The following is a 24,504-nucleotide window of genomic DNA, read 5'->3' as shown; positions in this document are numbered from 1 at the left end:
AAATCGCCAGGAGACTCGGAACCGTTCATTCAGAGCCAAGCGTGACGGGAATCCTCACCATCTGACTACAGGACAAAGCAAAGCGGCCCGGTTTCCCGGGCCGCTTAGAGCGTAAACGTCGGTGCTTCTGTTCGACGTCTTCCCGAACAGCCTAATACGATCATCGGATGACTGTCGACATCTTGCCGTACCTGAGCGGCCCCCGGATGTCGACCTATCTCGCCGCGTGCGCGCATGACGAGTCCCGAGCACTGGAGCTGTACCGGGCGAACGCGCGCGTCAGCGGGATCGCCTACACGTCACTCCACTACGTCGAAGTGATTCTGAGGAACGCACTCGATCGCGAGCTGCGCGTGTGGAATCAGACGACGCACGGGACACCGGACTGGGCTTTGGATGCCGCTCCCCTCCTGCTGTCCGTGATCACTCCGGATCGATTGATGACTGCCAGGCGGGACGCCAGCCGGGCCGTCGGAGGCCGTAGGACAATCGGTCACGATGATGTGGTGGCGCAGCTGTCCCTGGGTACCTGGCGCTATCTGCTTCCCTCTCAACGACACCAGGGGAAGCAGAAGCTGTGGGACGATGCGCTGGAGCGTTCGTTCGCCAACCGCCATGGGGTCCGTCCTGATCAGGTCGCCCAGTCTCTCGCCATCGTCTACGACTTCCGAAACCGGATCGCCCACCACGAGCCGGTGTTCGGCCTCGATCTCCGGGGCAAGCGCAGAGCCATGCGGGACGTGCTCCACAGCGTGAGCGGATCGGCGCGCAAGTGGTTCGTCGAGCACGAGCCGTTCTCCGGGGCGGCCGACGACTTCTATCGGGAGTGGCCGGAATTCGAGCGCAAGAACTGAAACCCCCGGAATCCTGTATGGATGACCGGGGGTTTCCGTCCTAGCTCGGAACCATCCTCAGACGAGGCTCCGGAGCACGTACTGCAGGATGCCGCCGTTGCGGTAGTAGTCGGCCTCACCCGGGGTGTCGATCCGGACGACGGCGTCGAACTCGACGGTCTGCTTGCCCGCGGGCGAGTGCTCGCTCGGCTCCGCGACGACGTGCACGGTCTTCGGTGTCGTTCCCTCGTTCAGCTCTTCCAGGCCCGTGATCGTGAAGACCTCCGTGCCGTCGAGACCGAGCGAGTCGACCGACTCCCCCGCCGGGAACTGGAGGGGGACGACCCCCATGCCGATGAGGTTGGAGCGGTGGATGCGCTCGAAGCTCTCGGTGATGACCGCACGGACACCGAGGAGGCTGGTGCCCTTGGCCGCCCAGTCGCGCGATGAGCCGGAGCCGTACTCCTTGCCGCCGAGGACGACGAGCGGGATGCCCTGCGCCTGGTAGTTCTGCGAGGCGTCGTAGATGAAGGACTGCGGCGCGTCCGGCTGCGTGAAGTCGCGGGTGTAGCCGCCCTCGACGCCATCCAGCAGCTGGTTCTTCAGCCGGATGTTGGCGAACGTGCCGCGGATCATCACCTCGTGGTTGCCCCGGCGCGAGCCGTAGGAGTTGAAGTCCTTGCGGTCGATGCCGTGCTCGGTGAGGTACGTGCCGGCCGGGCTGTCCGCCTTGATGGAGCCGGCGGGCGAGATGTGGTCGGTGGTGACCGAGTCGCCGAGCTTGGCGAGCACGCGGGCGCCGGCGATGTCGGTGACCGGCTTCGTCTCGAGCGTCATGCCCTCGAAGTACGGAGGCTTCCGCACATACGTGGACTTCTCATCCCACTCGAACACGGAGCCTATCGGAGTGGGCAGCGAGGTCCAGCGCTCGTCGCCCTCGAAGACGGACGCGTACTGGTGGACGAACATCCCTTCGTTGATGGAGGAGTCGATCGTCTCCTGCACCTCGGCGGCGTCCGGCCAGATGTCCTTGAGGAAGACGTCGTTGCCCTCGGAGTCCTGCCCGAGCGGGTCGACCTCGAAGTCGAAGTTCATCGAGCCGGCCAGCGCGTACGCGATGACCAGCGGCGGGCTGGCGAGGTAGTTCATCTTCACGTCGGGATTGATGCGGCCCTCGAAGTTGCGGTTGCCCGAGAGCACGGCGGTGACCGCGAGGTCGTTGTCGTTGACCGCCTGCGAGATCTCGTCGAGCAGCGGACCCGAGTTGCCGATGCAGGTCGTGCAGCCGTAGCCGACCGTGTAGAACCCGAGCGCCTCGAGGTCCTGCGTGAGACCGGCCTTCTCGTAGTAGTCGGTGACCACCTTGGACCCGGGGGCCAGTGTGGTCTTGACCCACGGCTTGGCCTTCAGGCCCTTCTTCGCCGCGTTGCGCGCGAGCAGTCCCGCGGCGAGCATCACGGAGGGGTTCGACGTGTTCGTGCACGAGGTGATCGCCGCGATGGCGACCGCTCCGTGGTCGAGGACGAACGACTCGCCCTTGTCCTTCAGAGTCACCGGGGTCGGGCTGGATGCCGTCCTCGGTGCGTGACTGTGGTGGCTGTGCTGGTGGATGCTGCGGGCGTCCTCCGGCTGCAGCTCACCCGGGTCGGATGCCGGGAACGACTCGGAGATCGTCAGGTCGACGAGGTCGTGCGAGATCTCGGCGTAGTCGACGAGGTCCTTCTCGAACTGCTGCTTGGCGTGGTCGAGCTCGATGCGGTCCTGCGGGCGCTTCGGACCCGCGATGGAGGGGACCACGGTCGAGAGGTCGAGCTCCAGGTACTCGCTGAAGACCGGCTCGGTGGACGGGTCGTGCCAGAGGCTCTGCGCCTTCGAGTACTCCTCGACCAACTGGACCTGCTCCTCGCTGCGGCCGGTGAGGCGCAGGTAGTCGAGCGTGACGTCGTCGATCGGGAACATGGCGGCGGTGGAGCCGAATTCCGGGCTCATGTTGCCGATGGTGGCGCGGTTGGCGAGCGGGACCTCGGCGACGCCGGCGCCGTAGAACTCCACGAACTTGCCGACCACGCCGTGCTTGCGCAGCATCTGCGTGATGGTGAGCACGACATCCGTCGCGGTCACGCCGGTCGGGATGGCGCCGGTCAGCTTGAAGCCGACGACCTTCGGGATGAGCATGGAGACCGGCTGGCCGAGCATGGCCGCCTCGGCCTCGATGCCGCCGACGCCCCATCCCAGAACGCCGAGGCCGTTGACCATCGTGGTGTGGGAGTCGGTGCCGACGCAGGTGTCCGGGTATGCGAGCAGCTCGCCGCCCACCTCGCGCGTCATCGTGACGCGGGCCAGGTACTCGATGTTGACCTGGTGGACGATGCCGGTTCCCGGCGGGACGACCTTGAAGTCGTCGAAGGCCGTCTGCCCCCAGCGGAGGAACTGGTAGCGCTCGCCGTTGCGCTCGTACTCGATGTCGGTGTTGCGCTCGAGGGCATCCGGCTGGCCGAACAGGTCGGCGATGACGGAGTGGTCGATGACCATCTCGGCCGGCGCGAGCGGGTTGATCTTCTCGGGGTCGCCGCCGAGGGCGGAGACCGCCTCGCGCATGGTGGCGAGGTCGACGATGCACGGGACGCCGGTGAAGTCCTGCATGATGACGCGTGCCGGGGTGAACTGGATCTCGGTGTCCGGCTCGGCCTCGGGGTCCCACCCGCCGAGGGCGCGGACGTGGTCGGCCGTGATGTTGGCTCCGTCTTCCGTCCGGAGCAGGTTCTCGAGCAGCACCTTGAGGCTGAACGGCAGCCGCTGGTAGCCCTCGACGGTGTCGATCGCGAAGATCGTGTAGTCCCGCGACCCGACGCTCAGCTTCCTCTTGGCGCCGAAGCTGCCGTGCTCTGAGATTTCCGTTGCTGACACAGTGCCCTCTCCTTCATCGGCAGGCGATGTTCACGCACGCCTCGTTCATCTTCGTCGTCCGTCCAAGTGCCTTTCCAGCAAGGTAACCCTAATCCCGCGCTGAACGAAACTATCTTGACGTCGAGATAAAACTACCACGATCAGACGCGATCGAAGACCAGCGCGCGCCGCTTCGCGAAGCGGTAGAAGAGCTCCACTCCTGCGGCCCCGGCAGCGCCGACGACGACGCCCCAGGCGAGCGACCCGTCCAGCTGCAGGTGCATCTCGAAGAACGACGAGGTGAACGGGATGACGCACACCAGGACGAACGCCGTCGCGACCGCCGCGAGCAGCAGCCACCGCACTCCCGTGAGCGGCCGAGTCAGCACGCACAGGATCCACAGCGACACGCAGAACAGGGCGACGGTGGTGACGCTGCGCGCCTCGTGGAGCGGGATGCTGCGGTGCAGGGGCGCATAGGTCACGATCGCGGTCACGCCGGCGATCAGTCCGGTCGGCACGGAGTACCGCAGCACCCGGCCGAGCACCCCGGGCGTGTAGATGCGCTTGTTCGGCGTCAGCGCGAGGACGAAGGACGGGATGCCGATGGCCAGCGACGAGACGAGCGTCAGCTGCCGCGGAAGGAAGGGGAAGGGCCACAGCAGGAACGCGCTCACCAGCGCCAGCAGGATGCCGTAGGTCGTCTTCGCGAGGAAGATGTTCGAGACGCGCTCGACGTTGGCGATCACCCGGCGGCCGAACGCCAGCACATCGGGCAGCCGGTCGAAGCGATCGTCCAGCAGCACCACCCGCGAGACCGCCTTGGTGGCGGCCGTCCCGGTCCCCATGGCGATGCCGAGGTCCGCATCCTTCACCGCCATCGCATCGTTGACGCCGTCGCCGGTCATCGCGACCGTGCGGCCGCGCTCCTGGAGCAGCCGGACCGCCGCGCGTTTCTGGTCCGGGCTGACGCGGCCGAGCACGCTCGCGGTCTCCAGCGCGTCGGAGAGCGCTTCGTCGCTCGTGAGGGTGGACGCGTCCACGGCCTCGCCCTCGAGCTGCAGCTCCCGGGCGATCGCGGCGACCGTGACCGGGTTGTCGCCGGACATGACGACCACCCGGACCGACTGATCGCGGAAGTACGCGAGGGTGTCGCGGGCCTCGGGCCGCAGGGTCTCGGCGAGCAGCACGAGGAGGGCCGGCTCCACCCGCGTCCCGGCAAGAGGTACGTGGACCGCCTCGGGCAGCGGGTCGATCGCCCGCGCCAGGGCCAGCGTCCGCAAACCGGTCGCCGCGAGCGCGGTCGCCCGCTCCAGCGCGCCGGGATGCTCCTCCAGCACGAACTCGGGCGCGCCCAGCGCCCACGACGACTCCCGGCCGTCCACCGTCATCACCACGGCGCTGTACTTCGTCGCCGAGCTGAACGGGATGCGCCGCGAGACCCGGAACCGGTCGCTGCGGTACCGCGATCCCAGGACCCCCGAGGTCGCGTTGCCCGCCTCATCCGAGCCGAACGCGGCCAGCGCCGTCTCGGCCAGTTCCGCATCCACCGCGTCGCCGATGGGCTCGGTGCCGTGCAACGACAGCTCCCCCGTCGTCAGGGTCCCCGTCTTGTCGAGGCAGAGCACGTCGACGCGCGCGAGCACCTCGACCGCGGCCAGCTCCTGGACCAGCACCTTGCGGGCGGCCAGCTGGATGGCGGCCACACCGAATGCGAGGCTCGTCAGGAGCACGAGACCTTCCGGGATCATGCCAACGACCGCGGCCACCGCATCCAGCAGCGCGCGCCGCCAGTGGTCGTCGCGGAACAGGTGCGCGAAGCCGCCGTACGTGAGGACCCGCCCGATCAGGGTCACCAGGATGAGTGGCCCGAGGATCCAGGAGAGGTACACCAGGATGCGGTTGGTCGCGTCCCGCAGCTCGGAACGCACCAGCGAGTGCTTGCGGATCTCCCTGGTCAGCCAGCTCGCGTAGGAGTCGGCGCCGACGGCCGTCACAAGGGCGAGCCCCGTGCCGGTGACGACGTGGGAGCCGGACAGGAGCGGGGCCTCGGCATCCTTGAACACCGGGTCCGACTCCCCCGTCAGCATCGACTCGTCGAGCGAGAGACCCGTGCTCTCGACGACGACCGCGTCCGCCGGGATCTGATCGCCCGGACGCAGCACGAGCAGGTCGTCGAGGACCACGTCCTCCAGCGCCACGGTCGTGACCTCCCCGTCGCGTCGCACCCGGCTGTGCGGCGCCGCGAGGAGCGCCGCGCGGTCGAGCACGCGCTTGGCGCGGTACTCCTGCACGATGCCGATGAGGGCGTTGACGACGACGATCCCGAAGAAGAAGCCGTCCCGCAGGTCGCCGAGAAGCAGCACGGCGACGAAGCAGGCGGTGAGGATGCCGTTGAACAGCGTGAAGATGTTCTCGCGGAGGATGTCGCTCACCGAACGGGAGCTCGGCTGGGTCTGCGTGTTGACGCGGCCGTCCGCCACCCGTTCCGCGACCTGGGCGGCGTTCAGCCCCTCGGTCGTCTCGGCGTCCAGCATCCGTCCCCCTCGTCCTTCGTGGCGCGCTCTACCCGGCCGAGGCGCCCCGCGCGCGCTCGTCCTGCACCTGCGGGAACTGTCCCTTCACGATGAACCACGTCACCAGCAGCAGCAGCGCGTAGGGCGGAACACCGGTGAGGAGCCGGGCGAAAGCGAGCGCGCTCGTGGCCGCATCCGTGTGGGCCAGGTAGAGGGGAACCTCCACGAGCAGCCGGACGACGAAGAGCAGGAGCCAGAGGAACGTCACCGCCTGCAGGACCCGGAACTTCCGCTTGTCGCGGCGCCAGGCCACGCCGCCGCCCATGAGGTAGCCGGCGACCAGGCCGATGAGCGGCCAGCGCACGAGCATGGAGATCAGGATCGCCGCTCCGAACGCGATGTTGACCCAGATCCCGAACACGAAGTTGTCTTCTCCACGGCCCGTGATGAGCGCGAGGATCGCCGAGATCCCGACACCGATCAGGCCGGCCATGGCCTGCGTGACCGGGGTCTTCCCGACGATGCGCAGCACGGTGAAGACGACTGCGACAGCCACCGACGAGATGATCGAGACCGGGACGTTCTCGGTGAACGTGAAGAGGACGAGGAACACCAGGCCGGGCAGGATGGTCTCGCACAGCCCGCGGAAGCCTCCGAGGGCGCCCAGCAGCGCCGCCCCCGTGGAGGCGTCGCTCTCGGCCAGCTGCCCGAGTCCGGAGCGGCGCGCCGCGGCGGCGATGCTGTCGCCGAGGGCCGGGGTCTGCGGTTCCGGGGCCCGCGTTTCCGGGTTCTGTGCTTCCCGGTCCGGCCGGTCCTGATCGGTCATGCTCATGCCTTACAGAGAGGAGTAGTCGTTCTCGGTGCCCCCGGCGGGCGCGGCGGGCATCCGGAGCGGGATGAGGTCGCGCGGCGGCATCGGGACCGTGCCGCGCACCACGACGATGCTGCGGAAGAGGTCCTCGACCAGCGCGGCGGCCTCGGGCTGCACGGCCGCATCGCCGGCGATCACTCCGCGGAGGAACCAGCGCGGGCCGTCCACGCCGACGAACCGGGCCACGCGTGTCTCGACGGGGCCGCCCTGCGGGGCGGCGACGGGGATCTCGGCCACGAGCTCCGGCCCGAATGCACCGTCGCGCTCCGTCACCCGGCCGCCCTGGCGCTGCACCTGCTCCGAGATCTGAGCGCGGATCTCGTGCCAGAGACCCGAGGACCGCGGAGCGGCGAACGGCTGCACCTGAAGGGTCGAGCCCGCGTAGTCGAGGCCGACGGCGACGACGCGCTGCGACTCCTCCTCGACCTCCAGTCGCAGGTGGAGCCCCTCGCGCGGCAGGATCTTCACGCCGCCGAGATCGACATACGGGCGGACGGGATTGGCCTCGCTCTCATCGAGGGGGCCCTCGGTCTCGCGGTCCTCCGGCGCCGACTTCTCGAATTCGAGGGCGTCGCCCTCGAGCGCGTCGGCACCCGGAGCCTCCGCTCCCCGCTGCTCGAGCCCGGCGCCGTCGTCGGAGCCTCGGGGGGTACTGCTGTCGGTCACGCGTGTTCTCCTGACGTGGTCACGGTGTACCCGGAGGAGCCGAAGCCCGCGGTGCCACGGTGGCTGTCCGGGAGGGTGTCGACGGGGATGAACCTCGCCCGGGTGACCGGCATCACGATCAGCTGGGCGATCCGGTCGCCGACCCCGATATCGTAGGCCATCGACCTGTCCGTATTCAGGAGGGTGACCCGGATCTCGCCGCGGTAGCCCGCATCCACCGTGCCGGGCGCGTTGACGATGGTCAGGCCGTGGCGCATGGCGAGGCCGCTGCGCGGCACGACGAACCCGGCGTAGCCCTCGGGCAGGGCGATGGAGACTCCGGTCGGCATCGTGAAGCGCTCCCCGGGGCCCAGGGTGACCGCCTCCGCAGCGCACAGATCGGCGCCGGCGTCGCCGGGGTGCGCGTAGGCGGGAGGGAACTCGGCGATGATCGGCACGTCGACGGTATCTGTCACGTGTCGAGGCTAGTGCAGAAGTCTGATCGAATAGAGGTCATGGACCTCTACCGAGAACGACTGTGGGCGACGCCCTGGCTGTTCATCTCGACCCTGCTCGTCATCCCCGCCGTCATGCTCGTCTTCGCGCCGATCAACTTCGCGGTGGGGGTGGTGCTCGCCATCGTCATCTACGTGGCCTGGGCGATCTTCCTGGTCGCGACCACGCCGGTCATCCGGGTCACGAAGGAGGAGCTCGTCGCGGGGAATGCGCGCATCCCCCTCGGCCTCACCGGTGCGCCGGCCGCCTACCGGGGGGAGGAGGCGACCCAGCAGCGCGGCCGCCTGCTGGATGCGCGGGCCTGGCTGCTCATCCGCGGCTGGATCAAGCCCGTGGTGAAGGTGCCGCTGGCCGATCTCGACGACCCGACACCGTACTGGCTCCTCTCGACAAGAAACCCGGACCAGCTGGTCCGGGTTCTCGAAGAGGCTCGCCTCAGTTCTTCGGGTGCTGCCTAAGCGCCGGGAACTCGCACCGGTCCGCTCAGTGCTCCGCGTTGGATCGGCCTGCTCATTGCCCCGCGACCTCGACCGTTTCCGCAGGCAGCGGCGGGCAGACGATCTCGCTCTCGTCGAACGAGACATGCAGGTACCCACGCTTGTCGTCCGCGGACTTCGACGACTGCCACGTCCCGAGCACTCGGATCACGACCGGTCCATGACGATACGTATGACCCACTTTCGCCCCCTTCAATACGTACTGTTCACCCCACGTGTTCTGATTCGGGCCCGACACCCGCAACGGAGTCTCCTCGTCGCCCGGCGCATTCCACGCCCCTTGCCTGATCAAGACGGAAACCGAATCGGCGGTAATCCCAGCCACGCCGGTGATAAAACTCACGGTGCACCCGTTTGCGCCAGTTGCGGCCAGCACTCGTTTGTCTGGAGGGGAGATCTGGCACCGGCGCTCCTGGGCCGGTGCCCCGCGTCGTCAGCACCAGGTTCGTACCGGGCGGCATCGGGGGCGGATTCTCCGGAATATTCGCAATGACAACAACCGCAACGGTTGCCGCCGCAACGACAAGGACCGCAAGGGCGATCAACCACTTGCGTGCTCGGGGCCTACGTGGAGGCTGCACCGGGGCGCTCATTTCGGTGGCGCCCCGATGTTCGCGTACCAGCCTGCTCTGCACATCTCGTCGAATGTCAGATGCAAGTACTCCGGGTGGTCGTCGTCACCCGGTCCCCAGGGATTGCGCAGGGTGACATTACCCTGCTCGTCAATCCCCGTCACGGTATGGACGTGCCAGTCCACCATGTCCCCCGGGCCGGTGCCCCGTGTCGTCAGCACGGCATTCGTTCCCGCCGGCGACGGCGGCGGAGTCTCCGGAATGCCCACAAGAACGACAACCGCAATCATCACTGCCCCCGCAAGAAGAACGGCCGCGGTGATGTGCCACCCGCGAATCTGACGGGATCCCTCACGTTGGATCGGCCTGCTCATTGCCCCGCGACCTCGACCGTTTCCGCAGGCAGCGGCGGGCAGACGATCTCGCCCTCATCGAACGAGACATGCAGGTACCCACGCTTGTCGTCCGCGGACTTCGACGACTGCCACGTCCCGAGCACTCGGATCACCACCGGGCCATGACGATACGTATGACCCACTTTCGCCCCCTTCATGTCATACAGCTCGCTCCAACGGTTGCGGTTTGGACCTGACATCACAAACGGATGCGGCCTACCGCCCGGGGTGGTCTCGGGCACGTTCTCGGTGACCTGGGCGAACTGGAAGGCGACGGATTCGGCGGTGAGATACTTGGCGGCCACCACAGAGTCGCTCCGAACGCCCACCGAACACCCGTTTATGTCACGAGAGCTTGGCCCGGATTTACCGGGCGGGACATCCGGGACGGGTCTCCCTGGCCCCGTCCCGTGGGTCGTCACCACCACATTCGTCCCCGCCGGCATCGGCGGTGGAGTTTCCGGGACATTCACGATGATGACGGCCGCAACCCCTGCCGCCGCCACAACGAAGACCGCTAGAGCAATCAACCACCCCCGGACCCGGCGGTGCCCCGGAGACAGGACCGGCCCGCTCATTTCGGCGGCGCCCCGATGTTCAGGTACCAGCCTGCTCTGCACATCTCGTCGAATGTCAGATGGAGGATCTCCGGCTTGTCACGGTCACCCGGCCCCCAGGGATTGCGCAGGGTGACATTACCCTGCTCGTCAATCCCGGTCACGGTATAGACGTGCCAGTCCACCATGTCCCCCCGGCCTGTGAACGCCGCGGTGACGGTGGGTCGTAATCCGTTGCCATGCCCATCCACTTCTCGTCGTAACGGCCGATTCTCGCGATCGGCGGCCATAACCTTCGCCCGCTCCAACGCCACCCGCGAATCTGACGGGATCCCTCACGTTGGATCGGCCTGCTCACTGCCCCGCGACCTCGACCGTATCCGCAGGCAGCGGCGGGCAGACGATCTCGCCCTCATCGAACGAGACATGCAGATACCCCCGCCTGTCGTCCGCGGACTTCGACGACTGCCACGTCCCGAGAACCCGAATCACCACCGGTCCATGGCGATACGTATGACCGACCTTCGCCTGCTCCACAACGTATTCCTCGCCCCAGGTGTTCTGATTGGGACTGGAGGAATGCTCTGGAGAGCTATGACCGCCGAGCAGGCTCTTCGAATAGGCATTCGTGCTCTGATAGATCTTGAAACCATTCCTCAGGCCAGTGGTGCTCTTCCCAGGGGCGCCCCACCGGATCAGTAAACCGATCCAGCAGGCATTCACTTCCGCTGAGGAAGTCCCAGCCAACCTGAACTGAAGGTTTGGGCCGGGAGCCCCAAGCCCTGAGCCGGTTGCCGTTGCAGTCACATTCGTCCCAGGCGGCGGAGCCGGAGCAGCTTCCGGGGCGTTCATCACGGCTATGACCGAAACCCCTGCAGCCGCGACGGCAATCAGCGCGAAAGTGATCACCCAGCCCCTGACAAGCCGTCGTCGCCGAGACAGGACCGGCCAGCTCACTTCGGCGCCCCGATGTTCACGTACCAGCCTGCTCTGCACATCTCTTCGAAGGTCAGATGAACATACTCGGGCATGGTTCCGTCACCCGGTCCCCAGGGATTGCGCAGGGCGACATTCCCCTGCTCGTCAATCGCCATCACCGTATAGACGTGCCAGTTGACCATGTCCTCACGGCCTGGGAATGCCGTGGTGACAGTGATTGGTCGCCCCTCTTCCAGGTCGCCGCGAAGCTCGGACGCACTGTGCGTGTCCGCCCTGTGAGGGCCAGGAGGCGAGAACCAGTGGGCGGGATCCCCGGTCAGGGTCTCCATGGCCCCACCGGAGCCGAAGTCCTTGTTGAACACCGAGTAGAAGCCGTTGACAAAATCATACGACCCGGTATCCGGCATCGCCGCCCGCGCCTTCTCGAAGATCGACACCCAATTCGGCTCGTCGCCTCTATAGGCGCCATAGGGGTACGTCCTTCCATCCTTGCCCTTCACAGCGGGGAAGTAGTCGGTGACGGTGACCTTGATCGGTTTCCCGTCACGGTACAGCGTGACGGTGTAGCTGCCGTTTCCGTTGTCGTGGATGTGGTCCTTGAGCCAGTTCGCCCCTTCCGGGGTGTCGGCGTAGGCGGCGAGTGTCGCCAGCCACCAGCAGTCGTTCACGCCACCCTGGTTGATGTCTTCCGGCCCGAACGGCCAGGAGAGATCGATGTCGTCCCACTCGTTCCAGAAAGTCCCGCCCGGGATCTGCGGCTCAAGCGACGGCAGGTGGTCGTGGAGCCATGCCACATCCTTACGGGACCGGGCTCCCTCGAACAGCCACGACGCGAGACCCCCGGCGATGCCGCCATGGGCGATCAGCTGGTTGAACCGTTTGAGGTCGTCCGGCTTCATCTTCTTCAGCGCGGCGATCACCTCCGCTGGGGCGTACCCGTTCTTCTTCGCCCAGGCGGCCCACTCCGCCTCCGTGCGGCACGTGCGGTACTGAAGCTCGACCTCCTTCAGCAGCTTCTCGCTCGTGGCCTTCGTGGACTTCGTCGTGGTGCTGGCCGGGAGGACGAACGCCGCAGTGCTGAACGTATCGAGGAAGTCCTCCAACTGCCCGACCGGGACGCGGGGCCGAGCGCCGTGCAGCGTGGCGTCCAACGCTGCGACGAATCTCGCCTCAGCCTCGGCATGCTCCTGCTGCGCATGTCGCGCCTTGGCCTTCGCCTCCGCGACCCGCTGCTCGGCCTCGGCAACGCGGGCAGGAGCGCTCACCACGTCCGCCGGTAACGCCTTCGCCGTCGACAGATGCTCCAGCGCCTCCTCCGCCTCCCGCAGCGCGGCGTCGGCGTCCTCCTGCGCCGCCCACAACTCGCCGCACCAGCGTCGCGATGCGTCCGCCGCTTCCACATGCCGATCAGACGCCGCCTTCGCCCCGTCGGTCACCGCACGCAGCCGACCCGCGAACGCCTCCGCCGCGGCTCCGGACCAGTGCGAGCCATCGAGATCCGACAGGACCCGGGAGACCCTGTCCGACACGTGCCACAACCGCTCCGCCTCCGCCATCAACGCAGACGACAGCGCATCCACCGATTCCGGTTCCCCCGGCGTCGGATCGGACGACAACCCGACGGCAGACCAGTCCTCAGATCGCACGTGCACCTCCGTCGAACGACGAAGCGCTCTTCGCGTCCCGGCGCTCGTACGCGTCCGCCGCCGACCGCGCCGCCGTCGCCAGAGCGTCGACAGTGTCGGCCACCACCGACACCGCGGGCACCCAATACTCGGTGAACCTCTCCACCGCGCTCACGGACGCGCCAGAACCGATGTCGCGCCCGTCGGCCACCCGACGCCCACGTTCGGCCTGCGCCTCCGACAGCAACTGTCCCCACGCCCGCAAGCGGCCCGTATCGACCGCGACTCTTCCGCTCACACCACACCCCTCGCCCACGGACGCGCCCACTCCGACGAGTGGGCACCGACGCCCGTTACTTCTTGGGACGCGCTATGCGGCGAATCGTGATGCGAGAACGCGCGTGAGGTGAATGTCGATCAAGCGACCCGGTGCTTACGCAGCGCACTCCACGCAGATCGGCCCGAGCTTGGTCTCGTGGTCGATCTGCGAACGGTGCTTCACCAGGAAGCAGTTCACGCAGGTGAACTCGTCCGCCTGGGGAGGGAGCACCACGACATCGAGGTCGAGGTCGGAGAGGTCGGCACCGGGCAGCTCGTAGCCACCGGGATTGTCGGCGTCCTCGACGTCCACGACACCCGACATCTTGTCCGGGACACGCTCCTTGAGGGCCTCGATCGACTCGGAGTCGTCCTCGGTCTTCCGTGGTGCGTCGTAATCCGTTGCCATGCCCATCCACTTCTCGTATGTAGCGGCCGATTCTCGCAATCGGCGGCCATAGTTTGCATCAATCGCCCCCGAATAGCAAAACCATCCAGGACCCTTTCAGCGATCGCTGCCAGTGCAACTTCCGGCACGCCCGGGATATTCCCCGGATTGCCCGGTTCTCCGTGTCATCCTGGGCCCGTACGAACGAGCTCGGAAGGCAATCCACATGCAGGATTTGAAGGTCATCGGGGTCGAGAACGGTGCACTCGTCGCCGTCGGCGACGACGGTGAGCGGTTCCGCATCGCCGTCGACGAGGCGTTGCAGTCGAAGGTGCGCCAGGTGCGTCAGGAGACGCCCGCCGACGCGCCCAAGCTCTCACCGCGCGAGGTCCAGGCGCACATCCGCTCCGGCATGTCCGCCGAGGATGTGGCGGCCGTCACCGGAGCGCCGCTGGACTACGTTCAGCGTTTCGAGGGACCGATCATCGCCGAGCGCGAGCACATCGTGGCGAGCGCCCTCAGCGTCCCCGTCCACACCTCCGACGCGGTCGACCCGCTCGGCGAGCAGGAGACGTTCGGAAGCGTCATCCGCGAACGTCTGGCGTCCCTCGGTGTCGCCGGCGAGCGCTGGGCGAGCTGGAAGGACAGCGAGACCGGCTGGATCGTCAAGCTCGAGTTCACGGCGGACACCATCGACCACGATGCCCGCTGGTCGTACGACGCGCGCAAGCACGCCCTCGCGCCACTGAACTCCGAGGCGACCACGCTCTCCCAGGCGGGAGAGCTGCGCGGCGGGACGCTCATCCCCCGGCTGCGCGCCGTGCTGCCGCACGAGGGCGAGCCGGACACCTCCCGCTTCGACAGCGGTGCGTTCACCTTCCCGCCGCCGTCCGCGGACCTGCTCGGCCCCGAGGTCACCTCTCCGATCGAGCCGCTGCCGCCCCGGACGCCGGGGACCAACAACTCCATCGCCGTCTCGGCGATCAAGCGGTCGGATGACGCCCCTCGCGACCTCCACCAGACCGCCGACCTGCTGGAGGCTCTGCGCCGCCGCCGGGGCGAGCGCGAGGCGGCGGCCTACGAAGACGGTCCCGCTGCCGGCCAGCCGCAGCCGCCCGCTGCGACCACGCCGATCGAGATCCCGACGCCGTTCCGTCTCGTCGAGGAGCGTCCGCTGGCCGCCGAGCGTCCTCCCGTCGCCGAGCAGCCGCCGCTGCCCCTCGACGTCCCGGCTCCCCCGAGCGCCCCGTCGAACGACTCGGGCCCGCAGCCGTCGGCGCGCAAGAAGGGCCGCGCGGCCATGCCGAGCTGGGACGAGATCGTCTTCGGCGCCCGGACGGACGACGACCTGGCCTGATGCTCCAGCGGGCGCCGCAGCTGAGTCTCCGGGAGCGCTGAGTTCCCGCGCGCGGCGGAACGCCGACCGCCGATCGTCCCGTATCCTGTGGGAATGCTCTCAACGGACCCTGCACGGACGATCAGTTCTGCCCTCCGCGGGCATGACAACGCGCTCGGCCTGATCCGTCTCGTTCTCGCGCTGGCGGTCCTGGTCTCGCACACCTTCCCTCTCGGCGGCTTCGGCCACGATCCGGGAACCGGGATCACGCACGGCCAGTCGAACCTCGGCTCGCTGGCGGTGGCCGGCTTCTTCGCCATCAGCGGCTACCTGATCACGAAGAGCGGGATGTCGGCGGATGTGATGCAGTTCCTCTGGCGCCGCGTCCTCCGCATCTTCCCCGCGTTCTTCCTCGTCCTGTTGCTGTCCGCATTCGTCCTCGGGCCGGTGATCTGGACGCTCGACGGTCACGCGATCGCCGACTACTTCGCGCGATCCGCAGCCAGCCCCTGGCACTACCTCGCCTCCAACTGGACGCTGCATGTCGGCGCCTGGGGCATCCTCGACGTCTTCCGCTACTCCACCCCCTACGGTCTCGGCGCGCACGCCAGCGTCTTCAACGGCTCCACCTGGACCCTCTCGTACGAATGGGCCTGCTACCTGATGGTCGCGGTCCTCCTCGCCGCGGGAGTCCTGGCGAAGGCGCGACCGGTGGTCGTCGCGGTCGCGGCCGTCATCTTCGCCGGCCAGATCGTGCAACTGGTCAGCCCGGGGACGATGGGAGCGGTCTTCCCGCCGCTCGGCGACCCGCAGTTCCTGCTTCTGGCCTATCCGTTCGCCATCGGGTCGGTGTTCGCGGTGTACTCGCGCTCCATCCCGCTCACCCCGCGCTTCGGGATCGCCGCCGGTGTGGTGCTCGCGTGGACGCTGCTGAACGGCGGGTACGCCGTCGTCGGCGTTCCGGCGGGCGTCTACTTCATCCTGTGGGTCGGATCCGCCATCCCCGGCCGGCTGCGGACGATCGGGCAGAAGAACGACATCTCGTACGGCGTCTACCTGTACGCATTCCCGGTGCAGCAGACGCTCGCCTACTTCGGTCTCTACAAACTCGGCGTCATCCCGATGATCCTCGGCGCAGCGATCATCGTGCTCGCGCTCTCGTGGCTCAGCTGGCGGTTCCTCGAGAGCAAGGCGATGTCGCTGAAGGGCTGGGGACCCGGCCGCGGATTCGCCTACTGGATCGAGCGGTTCGGGATCGGGTCGCGCACGACCGCCGATGAGGTTCCGACGCCCGAGACGACGTCCGCCGCGGCAGCACAGCACGTGCCGCACCACGCCCCGCATCCGGTCGCGGGCGAGCTCAGCCTGCCGCTCCGAAGCGCAGCAGGGGAACCCGCGTCTCCTCCGGCGTGAGCGATCCGTGCTGGCCCACCATGTTGCGGCCGGTGCGCTGCGGGTCGCGTCCGTCGTAATAGGCGATCCGCTTGCGGGCGGCGACCAGCACATCCCCGATCCGCGGCGCCACCTCGGGATGGACGCTCGGCCCGAACCAGCCGGCACCGATCGCCTCTGACCGCGTCGCCACCCACGAGCGCTCGCCCTCGGAGTCGCGCCAGCGATCAGCCACGGCCTCGGGCGGGGCGCCGTCCTCCAGATAGAGGTGGAGGAGCCGCGGCTCGCCCGCGATCCCGGCGACACCCTCCAGAAGCTCCGGAGCGGTGTCGTAGAGGATGTGGCCGCTGTGCGGAACATCCACGACACCGTGATCGGCCGTGAGCAGGGCCCCCCGGCCGGGGCCGAGGCCACGGGCGAAGCCGGCGACCAGCGCATCCACCGTCTCCAGGGCGGCCGTCCACTCCGGGGACTCCCAGCCGCGTGCGTGCGCCAGTTGGTCGAGTTCGGCGACGTAGAGGTACGTCAGCCCGGGACCCGGCGACGCGACGATGTCGGCAGCGGCCGCGAACCGGTCGGCCAGCTTGGACACGCCGGTGAACTCCGCTCCACGCAGCACGGCCGCGGTGAAGCCGGTGTTCTCGAATTTGGGGAGCCCGATCGCCCGGGCCCGGACCCCCTGGTCCGCTGCGCGCTCGAACACCGTCCGCGAGCGCTGCCAGGTGTCCGGATGCATGGCCGCATCCCAGCCGCTCAGCTGGTTGGTGAGCCGTCCGGCCCCATCGCGGACGCGGTAGCCGACCAGCCCGTGCTCGCCGGGAGTCGTCCCCGTCGTCAGCGTCGCGAGAGCGGCGGCCGTCGTCGTGGGGAACCCGGCATCGATGGTGGTCGCCTTGCCCAGCAGCGGCGCAAGCGTGCGCGCATGCCCGGCTCTGGCGCGCAGCGACGCCGCACCGAGTCCGTCGACGACGATCACCACGACGTGCTCCAGCGGAGGCAGCCCCAGCTCGTTCGCACCGGCTGAGACGGCGGCCAGCGAACTCGGCAGAACCGTGGCGAGGCTCGCTCTCGTCGTGAACGCGGCCGGTAGCATGGGGGGCATCCGGCCCAGTCTGGCACAGCCATCCCCGGCCGGCCGAGGCGCCCCCACGGCCCTCCCCGCCCCTCCTGCACAGAATGCACGAATGACACCAGCAGACGACCAGCCCGCCGCCGGAACGACGGAACGCATCGAAGACGTCGACGTCACGACCGAGATGCAGGGCTCCTTCCTCGAGTACGCCTACTCGGTGATCTACTCCCGCGCCCTCCCGGATGCTCGCGACGGCCTGAAGCCGGTGCAGCGCCGCATCCTCTACATGATGACCGAGATGGGACTGCGGCCCGACCGCGGCCACGTCAAGTCGGCGCGTGTCACCGGCGAGGTGATGGGAAAGCTGCACCCGCACGGCGACAGCGCCATCTACGACGCGCTCGTGCGGATGGCGCAGGACTTCACCCTCCGCGTCCCCCTCATCGACGGGCACGGCAACTTCGGCTCGCTGGACGACGGGCCCGCCGCCGCCCGCTACACCGAGGCCCGCCTGGCCGCCGCCGCGCTGGCCATGACGGAGGACCTCGACGAGGACGTCGTCGACTTCGTCCCCAACTACGACAACCAGCTGATGCAGCCGGATGTGCTGCCCGCTGCCTTCCCGAACCTCCTGGTCAACGGCGCGAGCGGGATCGCGGTCGGCATGGCCACCAACATGGCGCCGCACAACCTCATCGAGGTCGTCGGCGCTGCCCGCCACCTGCTCGAGAACCCGGACGCGACCCTCGACGACCTGATGGCCTACGTCCCCGGTCCCGATCTGCCGGGCGGCGGGACCATCGCCGGCCTCGCCGGTGTGCGCGACGCCTACGCGACCGGCCGGGGAAGCTTCCGGATGCGCGCGAAGGTGGCCGTCGAGTCCATCACTGCGCGCAAGAGCGGACTGGTCGTCACCGAACTGCCCTACGGTGTCGGGCCCGAGAAGGTCATCGAGAAGATCAAGGACGGCGTCAACGGCAAGAAGCTGAACGGCATCTCCGACGTCACCGACCTCTCCGACCGTCAGCACGGCCTCCGGCTGGTCATCGGCATCAAGACCGGGTTCAGCCCGGAGGCGGTGCTGGAGCAGCTGTACCGGCACACGCCGCTGGAGGAGGGCTTCGCGATCAACAACGTCGCCCTCGTCGCCGGCGGCCCGCAGACGCTCGGCCTGCGGGACCTGCTGCAGGTCTACCTGGACCACCGGATCAGCGTGGTCACCCGGCGCTCGCAGTTCCGCCTCGCGCGCCGCAAAGAACGCCTGCACCTGGTCGAAGGACTGCTCGTGGCGATCGTCGACATCGACGAGGTCATCCAGGTCATCCGCACCTCCGACGACACGGAGCAGGCACGAGGCCGCCTGATGCAGGTGTTCGACCTGAGCACTCTGCAGGCGGACTACATCCTCGAGCTGCGCCTCCGCCGGCTCACCCGGTTCAGCCGCATCGAGCTGGAGACCGAACGCGACCAGCTGCGCGCAGAGATCGAAGAGCTGGAGGCCCTGCTCGCCTCGCGCCAGCGCATCGAAGACCTGGTGTCGGACGAGCTGGAGCGCGTGGCCGCGACGTTCGGCACGCCCCGTCGCACGCTGCTGACCGAAGCGAAGCCGTCGATCGCGTCCGCCTCCCGCAGCAAGGCGGCAACGGTGCAGCTGGAGGTCGCCGACGTCCCGACGCGGGTGTACCTCTCCACGACCGGTCGCATCCTGCGCGTGGATGCGGGCCCAGGTGAGGAGCAGGGCCTCGACCGCATCCAGCCGCCGGCCCGGCGCAGCAAGCACGACGCGATCCTGTCGCAGCTGGATACGACCAGCCGCAGCGAGATCGGCGCGGTGACGAACCGCGGGAGGCTCATCCGCTTCTCCCCCGTCGACCTGCCCGGAGTGCCGGCCAACTCCATCCAACTCGGCGCCGGCGTCAAGATCGGCGACTACTTGGCGCTCGCGGACAAGAAGGAGCGCATCCTCGCCCTGGTCGGTCTCGACTCGGAGCGGACCATCGCGCTCGGAACCGCCCAGGGCGTCGTGAAGCGCGTCGCCGCGGGCGATTGGGCGAACAAGCCCGACTTCGAGATCATCGCGCTGAAGCCCGGCGACCAGGTCGTCGGCGCCACGACGGTGACGGATGCGGACGAGTTGGTGTTCGTCGCAAGCGACGCGCAGCTGCTGCGGTTCGCCGCCTCGAGCGTCCGCCCGCAAGGCCGGGCCGCCGGCGGAATGGCCGGCATGAACCTCAGCGCGGGCGCGCGTGCGATCTTCTTCGGCTCGGTATCGGCGGAGGACGCCGAGCAGGCCGTCGTCGCGACGATCGCCGCCAGCGACGCGACGCTGCCCGGGGCCGACCCGGGGACGGCCAAGGTCAGCGACTACGCGGAGTTCCCGGCGAAGGGACGTGCCACCGGAGGCGTCCGCGCCCAGCGCTTCCTCAAGGGCGAGAGCGAGCTCGTGCTCGCCTGGGCCGGCCGCGGACCCGCCCTCGCCGTCGCCCCCGACGGCGTCGCGCGGACCCTCCCGGAGGGCGGCGCCCGCCGCGACGGCTCCGGCACCCCCCTCGACACCGTCGTCGGCTCCATCGGCCGCCGCATCGCCTAGCCCCTCGCCCCCCGCCCCCACCCGCGCGTGTCGCCCCCCGCCATCGAGTACACAAAGACTGCACGCTTCTATGCCGAAAAACGCGCAGTCTTTGTGTACTCGACGGTGGGGCTCGACGGTGGGGCTCGGCGGTGGGAGGCGGGGGTCAGGCGTCGATGCGGGCGCGGCTGAGGTCGTCGGCGCTCGCGATGAGGAACTCCTTGCGGGGGGCGACGTCGTTGCCCATGAGGAGCTCGAAGACGCGGTTGGCGGCCTCGGCGTCGGGCACGCGCACCCGGCGGAGGGTGCGGTGGGCGCGATCCATCGTCGTGGTCGCGAGCTGGTCGGCATCCATCTCGCCCAGTCCCTTGTAGCGCTGGATGGGCTCCTGGTACTTCTTGCCGCGCTTCTTCAGGTCGGCGAGAACCGCCTGCAGCTCCGCCTCCGAGTAGGTGTAGATGGTCTCGTTCGGCTTCGAGCCGGGGTTCACGACGACCACCCGGTGCAGCGGAGGCACGGCGGCGAAGACGCGGCCCTCCTCGATCATCGGCCGCATGTAACGGAAGAACAGCGTGAGCAGGAGGGTGCGGATGTGCGCACCGTCGACGTCCGCATCCGACATGATGATCACCTTGCCGTAGCGCGCCACGGACAGGTCGAAGCTGCGCCCCGAGCCCGCACCGATCACCTGGATGATCGCCGCGCACTCGGCGTTCGAGAGCATGTCCGAGACGGACGCCTTCTGGACGTTGAGGATCTTGCCGCGGATGGGCAAAAGCGCCTGGTACTCGCTGTCCCGTGCCCGGCGGGCGGTCCCGAGAGCCGAGTCGCCCTCGACGATGAACAGCTCGCTGTTGGCGACGTCGTTGGATCGGCAGTCGACCAGCTTCGCCGGCAGGGATGAGGTCTCGAGCGCGTTCTTGCGGCGCTGCGTCTCTTTGTGGGCGCGTGCCGAGATCCGCGACTTCATCTCCGCCACGACCTTGTCCAGCACGAGCGCGGCCTGCGCCTTGTCGTCCCGCTTGGAGGAGGTGAAGCGCTCGGCCATCGCCTTCTGCACGACGTTCGCGACGATCGCCCGCACGGCCGGCGTGCCGAGGATCTCCTTCGTCTGCCCCTCGAACTGCGGCTCGGGGAGGCGGACGGTGAGCACGGCCGTGAGCCCGGCCATCGCGTCGTCCTTCTCGAGCTTGTCCGTTCCGGCCTTCAGCCGACGGGCGTTCAGCTCCACCTGCTGGCGGAGGAACTTGAGCAGCCCCTGGTCGAATCCGGCCTGATGGCTGCCGCCCTTCGGCGTCGCGATGATGTTGACGAAGCTGCGCATGACCGTGTCGTAGCCGGTCCCCCAGCGCAGGGCGATGTCCACCTGGCAGTCGCGCCGCAGCTCGGTCGGCAGCATGGCGCCCGAGTCGGAGAGGACCGGCACCGTCTCGGTGAAGTGGCCCTCTCCGGTCAGGCGCCAGGTGTCGGTGATCGGGCTGTCCGGGGCGAGGAAGTCGACGAACTCCGAGATGCCGCCCTCGTAGCGGAAGGTGGTCCGTCCCGCGGGTCCTGCGCCGTCGCCGGAGGGCCGCTTGTCGTCGATCGAGATCGTGAGCCCGGGGACCAGGAACGCCGTCTGCCGCGCGCGCCCGACCAGGTCGTCGGTGGCGAACTCCGCGCCCTTCGTGAAGATCTGCCGGTCGGCCCAGTAGCGGATCCGCGTGCCGGTGACGCCCTTGGCCACCTTGCCCGCGATGCGCAGCTCGCTGCCGCTGACGAACGGGGTGAACGGGTTGTCGGGGCTCGGCTCGCCCTTGCCGTCCTCGAAGACGCCCGGCTCGCCGCGATGGAACGACATGGCCCAGGTCTTGCCGTCGCGGTCGACCTCGACGTCGAGCCGCTCCGAAAGCGCGTTGACCACCGAGGCCCCGACCCCGTGCAGACCGCCCGACGCCGCATACGAACCGCTGCCGAACTTGCCGCCGGCGTGCAGCTTGGTGAACACCACCTCGACTCCGGACAGACCCGTCTTCGGCTCGATGTCCACGGGGATGCCGCGAGCGGAGTCGCGCACCTCGACGCTCTCGTCGTCGTGCAGGATGACGTCGATGGCCGTTCCGTGACCGGCGAGGGCCTCATCCACGGAGTTGTCGATGATCTCCCACAGGCAGTGCATGAGCCCGCGGGAGTCGGTGGAGCCGATGTACATGCCCGGGCGCTTGCGGACGGCCTCCAGCCCCTCGAGCACCGAGAGGTGCCTGGCCGAATAGTCCGAACTCGCCACGGGTGCTCCTTGTGGATCGGGTGCCTCCCCGCCCGGGATGCGGGAGCACGTACACCACCAGCGTAAGCGCCGGGACCCGGGAGGCCATGCCGCGACACCCGGGCCGCTCGCGAGGCTACGCGTTGAGCGAAATAGCAGCCAATGCGCGCCTGGTTGCCGAGTATCCGTGGTTCTATAGAGGTATCGAGTTCAGCGGTTGCGACGGAAAGGAGCCTCACATGTCGACACTCACCTCGGAGAACGGGGCCGTTGACGAGCTCGCGTCGGGGCCGCAACTGACGGCCGCCGATCGTTGCGACAGCTGCGGCGCACAGGCGTACATCCGCGTCGTCGTCAACAACGGCGAACTCCTCTTCTGCGCTCACCACGGCAAGAAGCACCAGGAGAAGCTCTCTCAGATCGCCCACAGCTGGCACGACGAGACCGCCCGCCTGTTCGAAGAGCAGCGCGCGTAACGCGTCCGCATCGCGAACCGCGAGGCTGACCGGAGGATGGCGACAGGCACGAGCGTGCGCAGGCACGCCCACATCGACCTCTCCGCCATCCGCTCCACGGCATCCGCTCTCGCGTCATCGCTCCCCGGCTCCACCGCCGATCTCCGCGCCGATGCGTACGGCCACGGGCTCTTGCCCGTGGCAGGTGCGCTGACGGATGCCGGGGTCGGCGGTTTTCTCGTCTCCCGGGTGGAGGATGCGGCGGCCATCGCGGACGCGGGGCTCACCGCGCGTGTCACCGTCGGCAGGGATGGTGCTGCCGCCGGCACCGCGGTCCTCGGCCCGGCGCTGTTCGGTCTCGACCCCGCCCGTCCCTCCTTGCCCGCCATGCGCCTGGAGGGCGAGATCATCGCCGTGAAGCGCGTCCCCGCCGATCGTGGCGTCTCCTACGGCTACACCTACCGCACCCCGCGACCGACCACCCTGGTGCTGGTCGCTCTCGGCTACGCCGACGGCATCCTGCGCGTGGCATCCAACACGGCACCGGTGAAGGTCGGCGACACCATCGGCCGGATCACCGGGCGCATCGCGATGGACCAGTTCGTGGTCGACATCGGCGACGACTCCGCCCGGCCGGGCGACCCCGTCGTCCTGTTCGGCGACCCGGGCCGCGGTGAGCCCTCGGTGCTGGACTGGGCGGACGCCCTGCGCATCGCCGCCCCGGTCATCACGAGCCGGCTCGGCCGGCGCATCGAGAGGATCCACCGCTCATGAGGGCTCCCGCATGACCATCGTGGATGCGGTCGCCGAGCCGCTCCCCCGCGCCGTGATCGACCTCGCCGCGCTGCGGCACAACGTCGCGCACCTGACCCGGCTGATCGCTCCCGCCGAGACAATGCTCGCCGTGAAGGCGGACGCGTACGGGCACGGACTCCTCCCCATCGCGGAGGCGGGGCTCCAGGCCGGCGCCACGTCGCTGGCGGTCCTGGAGATCCCGGCCGGGCTCCTCCTGCGTCACGCCGGGGTCACCGTCCCGCTCCTCGCCTGGCTGCACGGACAGGACACCGATTGGCGGGCCGGCATCGAGGCGGACATCGAGCTCGGCGTCTCCGCAGCGTGGCAGCTGGATGCGATCGCAGCGGCGGGCGCCGACCGTCCCGCCGTCGTGCACCTGAAGGTGGACACAGGGCTCAGCCGCAACGGCGCCACCCGTGAGGAGTGGCCGGGCCTGGTGGAATCCGCCGTGGACCTTCAGCGCCGCGGTGTGGTCCGCATCCGCGCCGCCTGGTCGCATCTCGCGGACGCCTCGATCACCGCGGATGCGGCCGCACTCGCCGAGTTCCGTGCGGCGGTCGCGGAGGCGGAAGCGCTCGGCGCCCGGTTCGAGGCGCTGCATCTCGCAGCGAGCTCGGCCGGCATCCGGATGCCCGAGGCCCGCTTCTCGTTCGTGCGCTTCGGGATCGCCGCGTACGGATTCTCCCCGTTCGACGACTCGACCGGGGCCGAGCTGGGCCTCATCCCGGTGATGCGGCTCGAGGCGCCGGTCACCGAAGTGCACGTCGGCGGGACCGCTCGCGCGCGCCTGGGCATCGGCTATGCGGACGGCGTCCCGACGCTCGGCATTGCGAAGACCTCGGTTCTGCTGAACGGCCGTCGCTGCCCGGTCGTCGAGGTGGCGGCCGACAGCATGCTGGTGGATGCGGGACGGAGCCGCGTCGAGCTGGGCGACACCGCCATCCTCTTCGGTCCCGGCACCGCCGGCGAGCCGACGGCGGAGCAGTACGCCGACTGGGCCGAGACGATCGCCGACGAGATGGTCACCGGCGTCGCCGCCCGCGTCCCCCGCGTCTACGTCGGCTGACTCGCGGCCGGACGGA

At 68.7% G+C, this 24,504-nt stretch carries 23 protein-coding genes; 8 read left to right on the top strand and 15 right to left on the bottom strand.

From position 1 onward, the window contains the following. Positions 1-167: 167 nt before the first annotated feature. Positions 168-854 carry a hypothetical protein gene (locus BM287_RS09250; RefSeq protein ID WP_090038436.1) on the top strand — a complete coding sequence of 229 codons (687 nt, stop codon included), beginning with the start codon at positions 168-170 and terminating at the stop codon, positions 852-854. Positions 855-911: 57 nt separating this feature from the next. Here BM287_RS09250 and acnA read toward each other — a convergent pair whose 3' ends face one another. From acnA to dut, 5 genes are all read right to left on the bottom strand, one after another. After that, complete coding sequence (gene acnA / locus BM287_RS09245; protein WP_090038684.1) at positions 912-3,725, bottom strand: aconitate hydratase AcnA; 2,814 nt, start codon at positions 3,723-3,725, stop codon at positions 912-914. Positions 3,726-3,880: 155 nt separating this feature from the next. Then, a complete protein-coding gene (locus tag BM287_RS09240; protein ID WP_090038439.1) occupies positions 3,881-6,256 on the bottom strand; it encodes an HAD-IC family P-type ATPase in 2,376 nt (791 codons plus the stop codon). Positions 6,257-6,284: 28 nt separating this feature from the next. Then, the gene (locus tag BM287_RS09235) at positions 6,285-7,061 is read right to left on the bottom strand and encodes a DUF3159 domain-containing protein (protein WP_090038686.1); all 777 of its coding nucleotides are present in this window, start codon (positions 7,059-7,061) and stop codon (positions 6,285-6,287) included. Positions 7,062-7,070: 9 nt separating this feature from the next. After that, positions 7,071-7,772, bottom strand: coding sequence for a DUF3710 domain-containing protein (locus BM287_RS09230; RefSeq protein WP_090038442.1), 702 nt, complete (start codon positions 7,770-7,772; stop codon positions 7,071-7,073). Further along, on the bottom strand, positions 7,769-8,227 hold the full coding sequence (gene dut / locus BM287_RS09225; RefSeq protein WP_090038444.1) for a dUTP diphosphatase: 459 nt from the start codon (positions 8,225-8,227) through the stop codon (positions 7,769-7,771). The genes BM287_RS09230 and dut overlap by 4 nt, the downstream gene beginning before the upstream one ends. Before the next feature lie 39 nt (positions 8,228-8,266). Here dut and BM287_RS09220 point away from each other — a divergent pair, with 39 nt between their 5' ends. Further along, a complete protein-coding gene (locus tag BM287_RS09220; protein WP_090038450.1) occupies positions 8,267-8,725 on the top strand; it encodes a DUF3093 domain-containing protein in 459 nt (152 codons plus the stop codon). 52 nt (positions 8,726-8,777) lie between these two features. Here the strand turns inward: BM287_RS09220 and BM287_RS17535 are convergent, their stop codons facing one another. The 8 genes from BM287_RS17535 to BM287_RS09185 all read right to left on the bottom strand — a co-directional run bounded on the left by BM287_RS17535 (position 8,778) and on the right by BM287_RS09185 (position 13,579). Next, positions 8,778-9,107 carry a hypothetical protein gene (locus BM287_RS17535; RefSeq protein WP_139230644.1) on the bottom strand — a complete coding sequence of 110 codons (330 nt, stop codon included), beginning with the start codon at positions 9,105-9,107 and terminating at the stop codon, positions 8,778-8,780. Between the two features lie 246 nt (positions 9,108-9,353). Continuing rightward, a complete protein-coding gene (locus BM287_RS09215) occupies positions 9,354-9,710 on the bottom strand; it encodes a hypothetical protein (RefSeq protein WP_090107299.1) in 357 nt (118 codons plus the stop codon). Continuing rightward, complete coding sequence (locus BM287_RS09210; protein WP_090038453.1) at positions 9,707-10,039, bottom strand: hypothetical protein; 333 nt, start codon at positions 10,037-10,039, stop codon at positions 9,707-9,709. The genes BM287_RS09215 and BM287_RS09210 overlap by 4 nt, the downstream gene beginning before the upstream one ends. 266 nt (positions 10,040-10,305) lie before the next feature. After that, positions 10,306-10,602: a hypothetical protein gene (locus tag BM287_RS09205; RefSeq protein ID WP_139230643.1), complete on the bottom strand. Its 297-nt coding sequence runs from the start codon at positions 10,600-10,602 to the stop codon at positions 10,306-10,308. Between the two features lie 40 nt (positions 10,603-10,642). Continuing rightward, complete coding sequence (locus BM287_RS17530) at positions 10,643-11,197, bottom strand: hypothetical protein (RefSeq protein WP_139230642.1); 555 nt, start codon at positions 11,195-11,197, stop codon at positions 10,643-10,645. 44 nt (positions 11,198-11,241) lie between these two features. After that, positions 11,242-12,873 carry a C2 family cysteine protease gene (locus BM287_RS09195; RefSeq protein WP_170857492.1) on the bottom strand — a complete coding sequence of 544 codons (1,632 nt, stop codon included), beginning with the start codon at positions 12,871-12,873 and terminating at the stop codon, positions 11,242-11,244. Further along, on the bottom strand, positions 12,863-13,150 hold the full coding sequence (locus BM287_RS09190) for a hypothetical protein (RefSeq protein WP_139230639.1): 288 nt from the start codon (positions 13,148-13,150) through the stop codon (positions 12,863-12,865). The genes BM287_RS09195 and BM287_RS09190 overlap by 11 nt, the downstream gene beginning before the upstream one ends. Before the next feature lie 135 nt (positions 13,151-13,285). Next, positions 13,286-13,579 carry a DUF4193 domain-containing protein gene (locus tag BM287_RS09185; RefSeq protein WP_026307201.1) on the bottom strand — a complete coding sequence of 98 codons (294 nt, stop codon included), beginning with the start codon at positions 13,577-13,579 and terminating at the stop codon, positions 13,286-13,288. Positions 13,580-13,784: 205 nt separating this feature from the next. On the opposite strand from BM287_RS09185, the gene sepH reads away from it, so the two are divergent. Together sepH and BM287_RS09175 are read left to right on the top strand one after the other, a co-directional pair. Continuing rightward, positions 13,785-14,915: a septation protein SepH gene (gene sepH / locus BM287_RS09180; RefSeq protein WP_090038463.1), complete on the top strand. Its 1,131-nt coding sequence runs from the start codon at positions 13,785-13,787 to the stop codon at positions 14,913-14,915. A gap of 93 nt (positions 14,916-15,008) precedes the next feature. Then, entirely contained in the window at positions 15,009-16,307 is a 1,299-nt protein-coding gene (locus tag BM287_RS09175; protein ID WP_090038465.1) for an acyltransferase family protein, read from the top strand. Here BM287_RS09175 and BM287_RS09170 read toward each other — a convergent pair. After that, positions 16,255-17,388 carry an alkaline phosphatase family protein gene (locus tag BM287_RS09170; RefSeq protein ID WP_244528097.1) on the bottom strand — a complete coding sequence of 378 codons (1,134 nt, stop codon included), beginning with the start codon at positions 17,386-17,388 and terminating at the stop codon, positions 16,255-16,257. The two genes, BM287_RS09175 and BM287_RS09170, sit on opposite strands and share 53 nt — an antisense overlap. An 82-nt stretch (positions 17,389-17,470) precedes the next feature. Here BM287_RS09170 and BM287_RS09165 point away from each other — a divergent pair, with 82 nt between their 5' ends. Continuing rightward, positions 17,471-19,948, top strand: a complete 2,478-nt coding sequence (locus tag BM287_RS09165; RefSeq protein ID WP_090038471.1) for a DNA gyrase/topoisomerase IV subunit A — start codon at positions 17,471-17,473, stop codon at positions 19,946-19,948. A gap of 145 nt (positions 19,949-20,093) precedes the next feature. On the opposite strand, the gene BM287_RS09160 is transcribed toward BM287_RS09165, so the two are convergent. Further along, positions 20,094-22,193, bottom strand: coding sequence for a DNA gyrase/topoisomerase IV subunit B (locus BM287_RS09160; protein ID WP_090038475.1), 2,100 nt, complete (start codon positions 22,191-22,193; stop codon positions 20,094-20,096). Between the two features lie 218 nt (positions 22,194-22,411). Here BM287_RS09160 and BM287_RS09155 point away from each other — a divergent pair, with 218 nt between their 5' ends. The 3 genes from BM287_RS09155 to BM287_RS09145 are packed head-to-tail and all read left to right on the top strand — an operon-like array spanning position 22,412 to position 24,488. After that, positions 22,412-22,648: a DUF7455 domain-containing protein gene (locus BM287_RS09155; RefSeq protein WP_018191296.1), complete on the top strand. Its 237-nt coding sequence runs from the start codon at positions 22,412-22,414 to the stop codon at positions 22,646-22,648. 36 nt (positions 22,649-22,684) lie between these two features. Then, on the top strand, positions 22,685-23,401 hold the full coding sequence (locus BM287_RS09150) for an alanine racemase (RefSeq protein ID WP_244528095.1): 717 nt from the start codon (positions 22,685-22,687) through the stop codon (positions 23,399-23,401). 10 nt (positions 23,402-23,411) lie between these two features. Next, a complete protein-coding gene (locus BM287_RS09145; protein ID WP_090038479.1) occupies positions 23,412-24,488 on the top strand; it encodes an alanine racemase in 1,077 nt (358 codons plus the stop codon). Positions 24,489-24,504: the final 16 nt, after the last annotated feature.

It is taken from the genome of Leifsonia sp. CL147 (genome assembly GCF_900114565.1).
Classification (GTDB): Bacteria; Actinomycetota; Actinomycetes; order Actinomycetales; family Microbacteriaceae; genus Leifsonia.
Note: the sequence above shows the minus strand (reverse complement) of the source record. Positions and strands in the feature narration are given on the sequence as shown.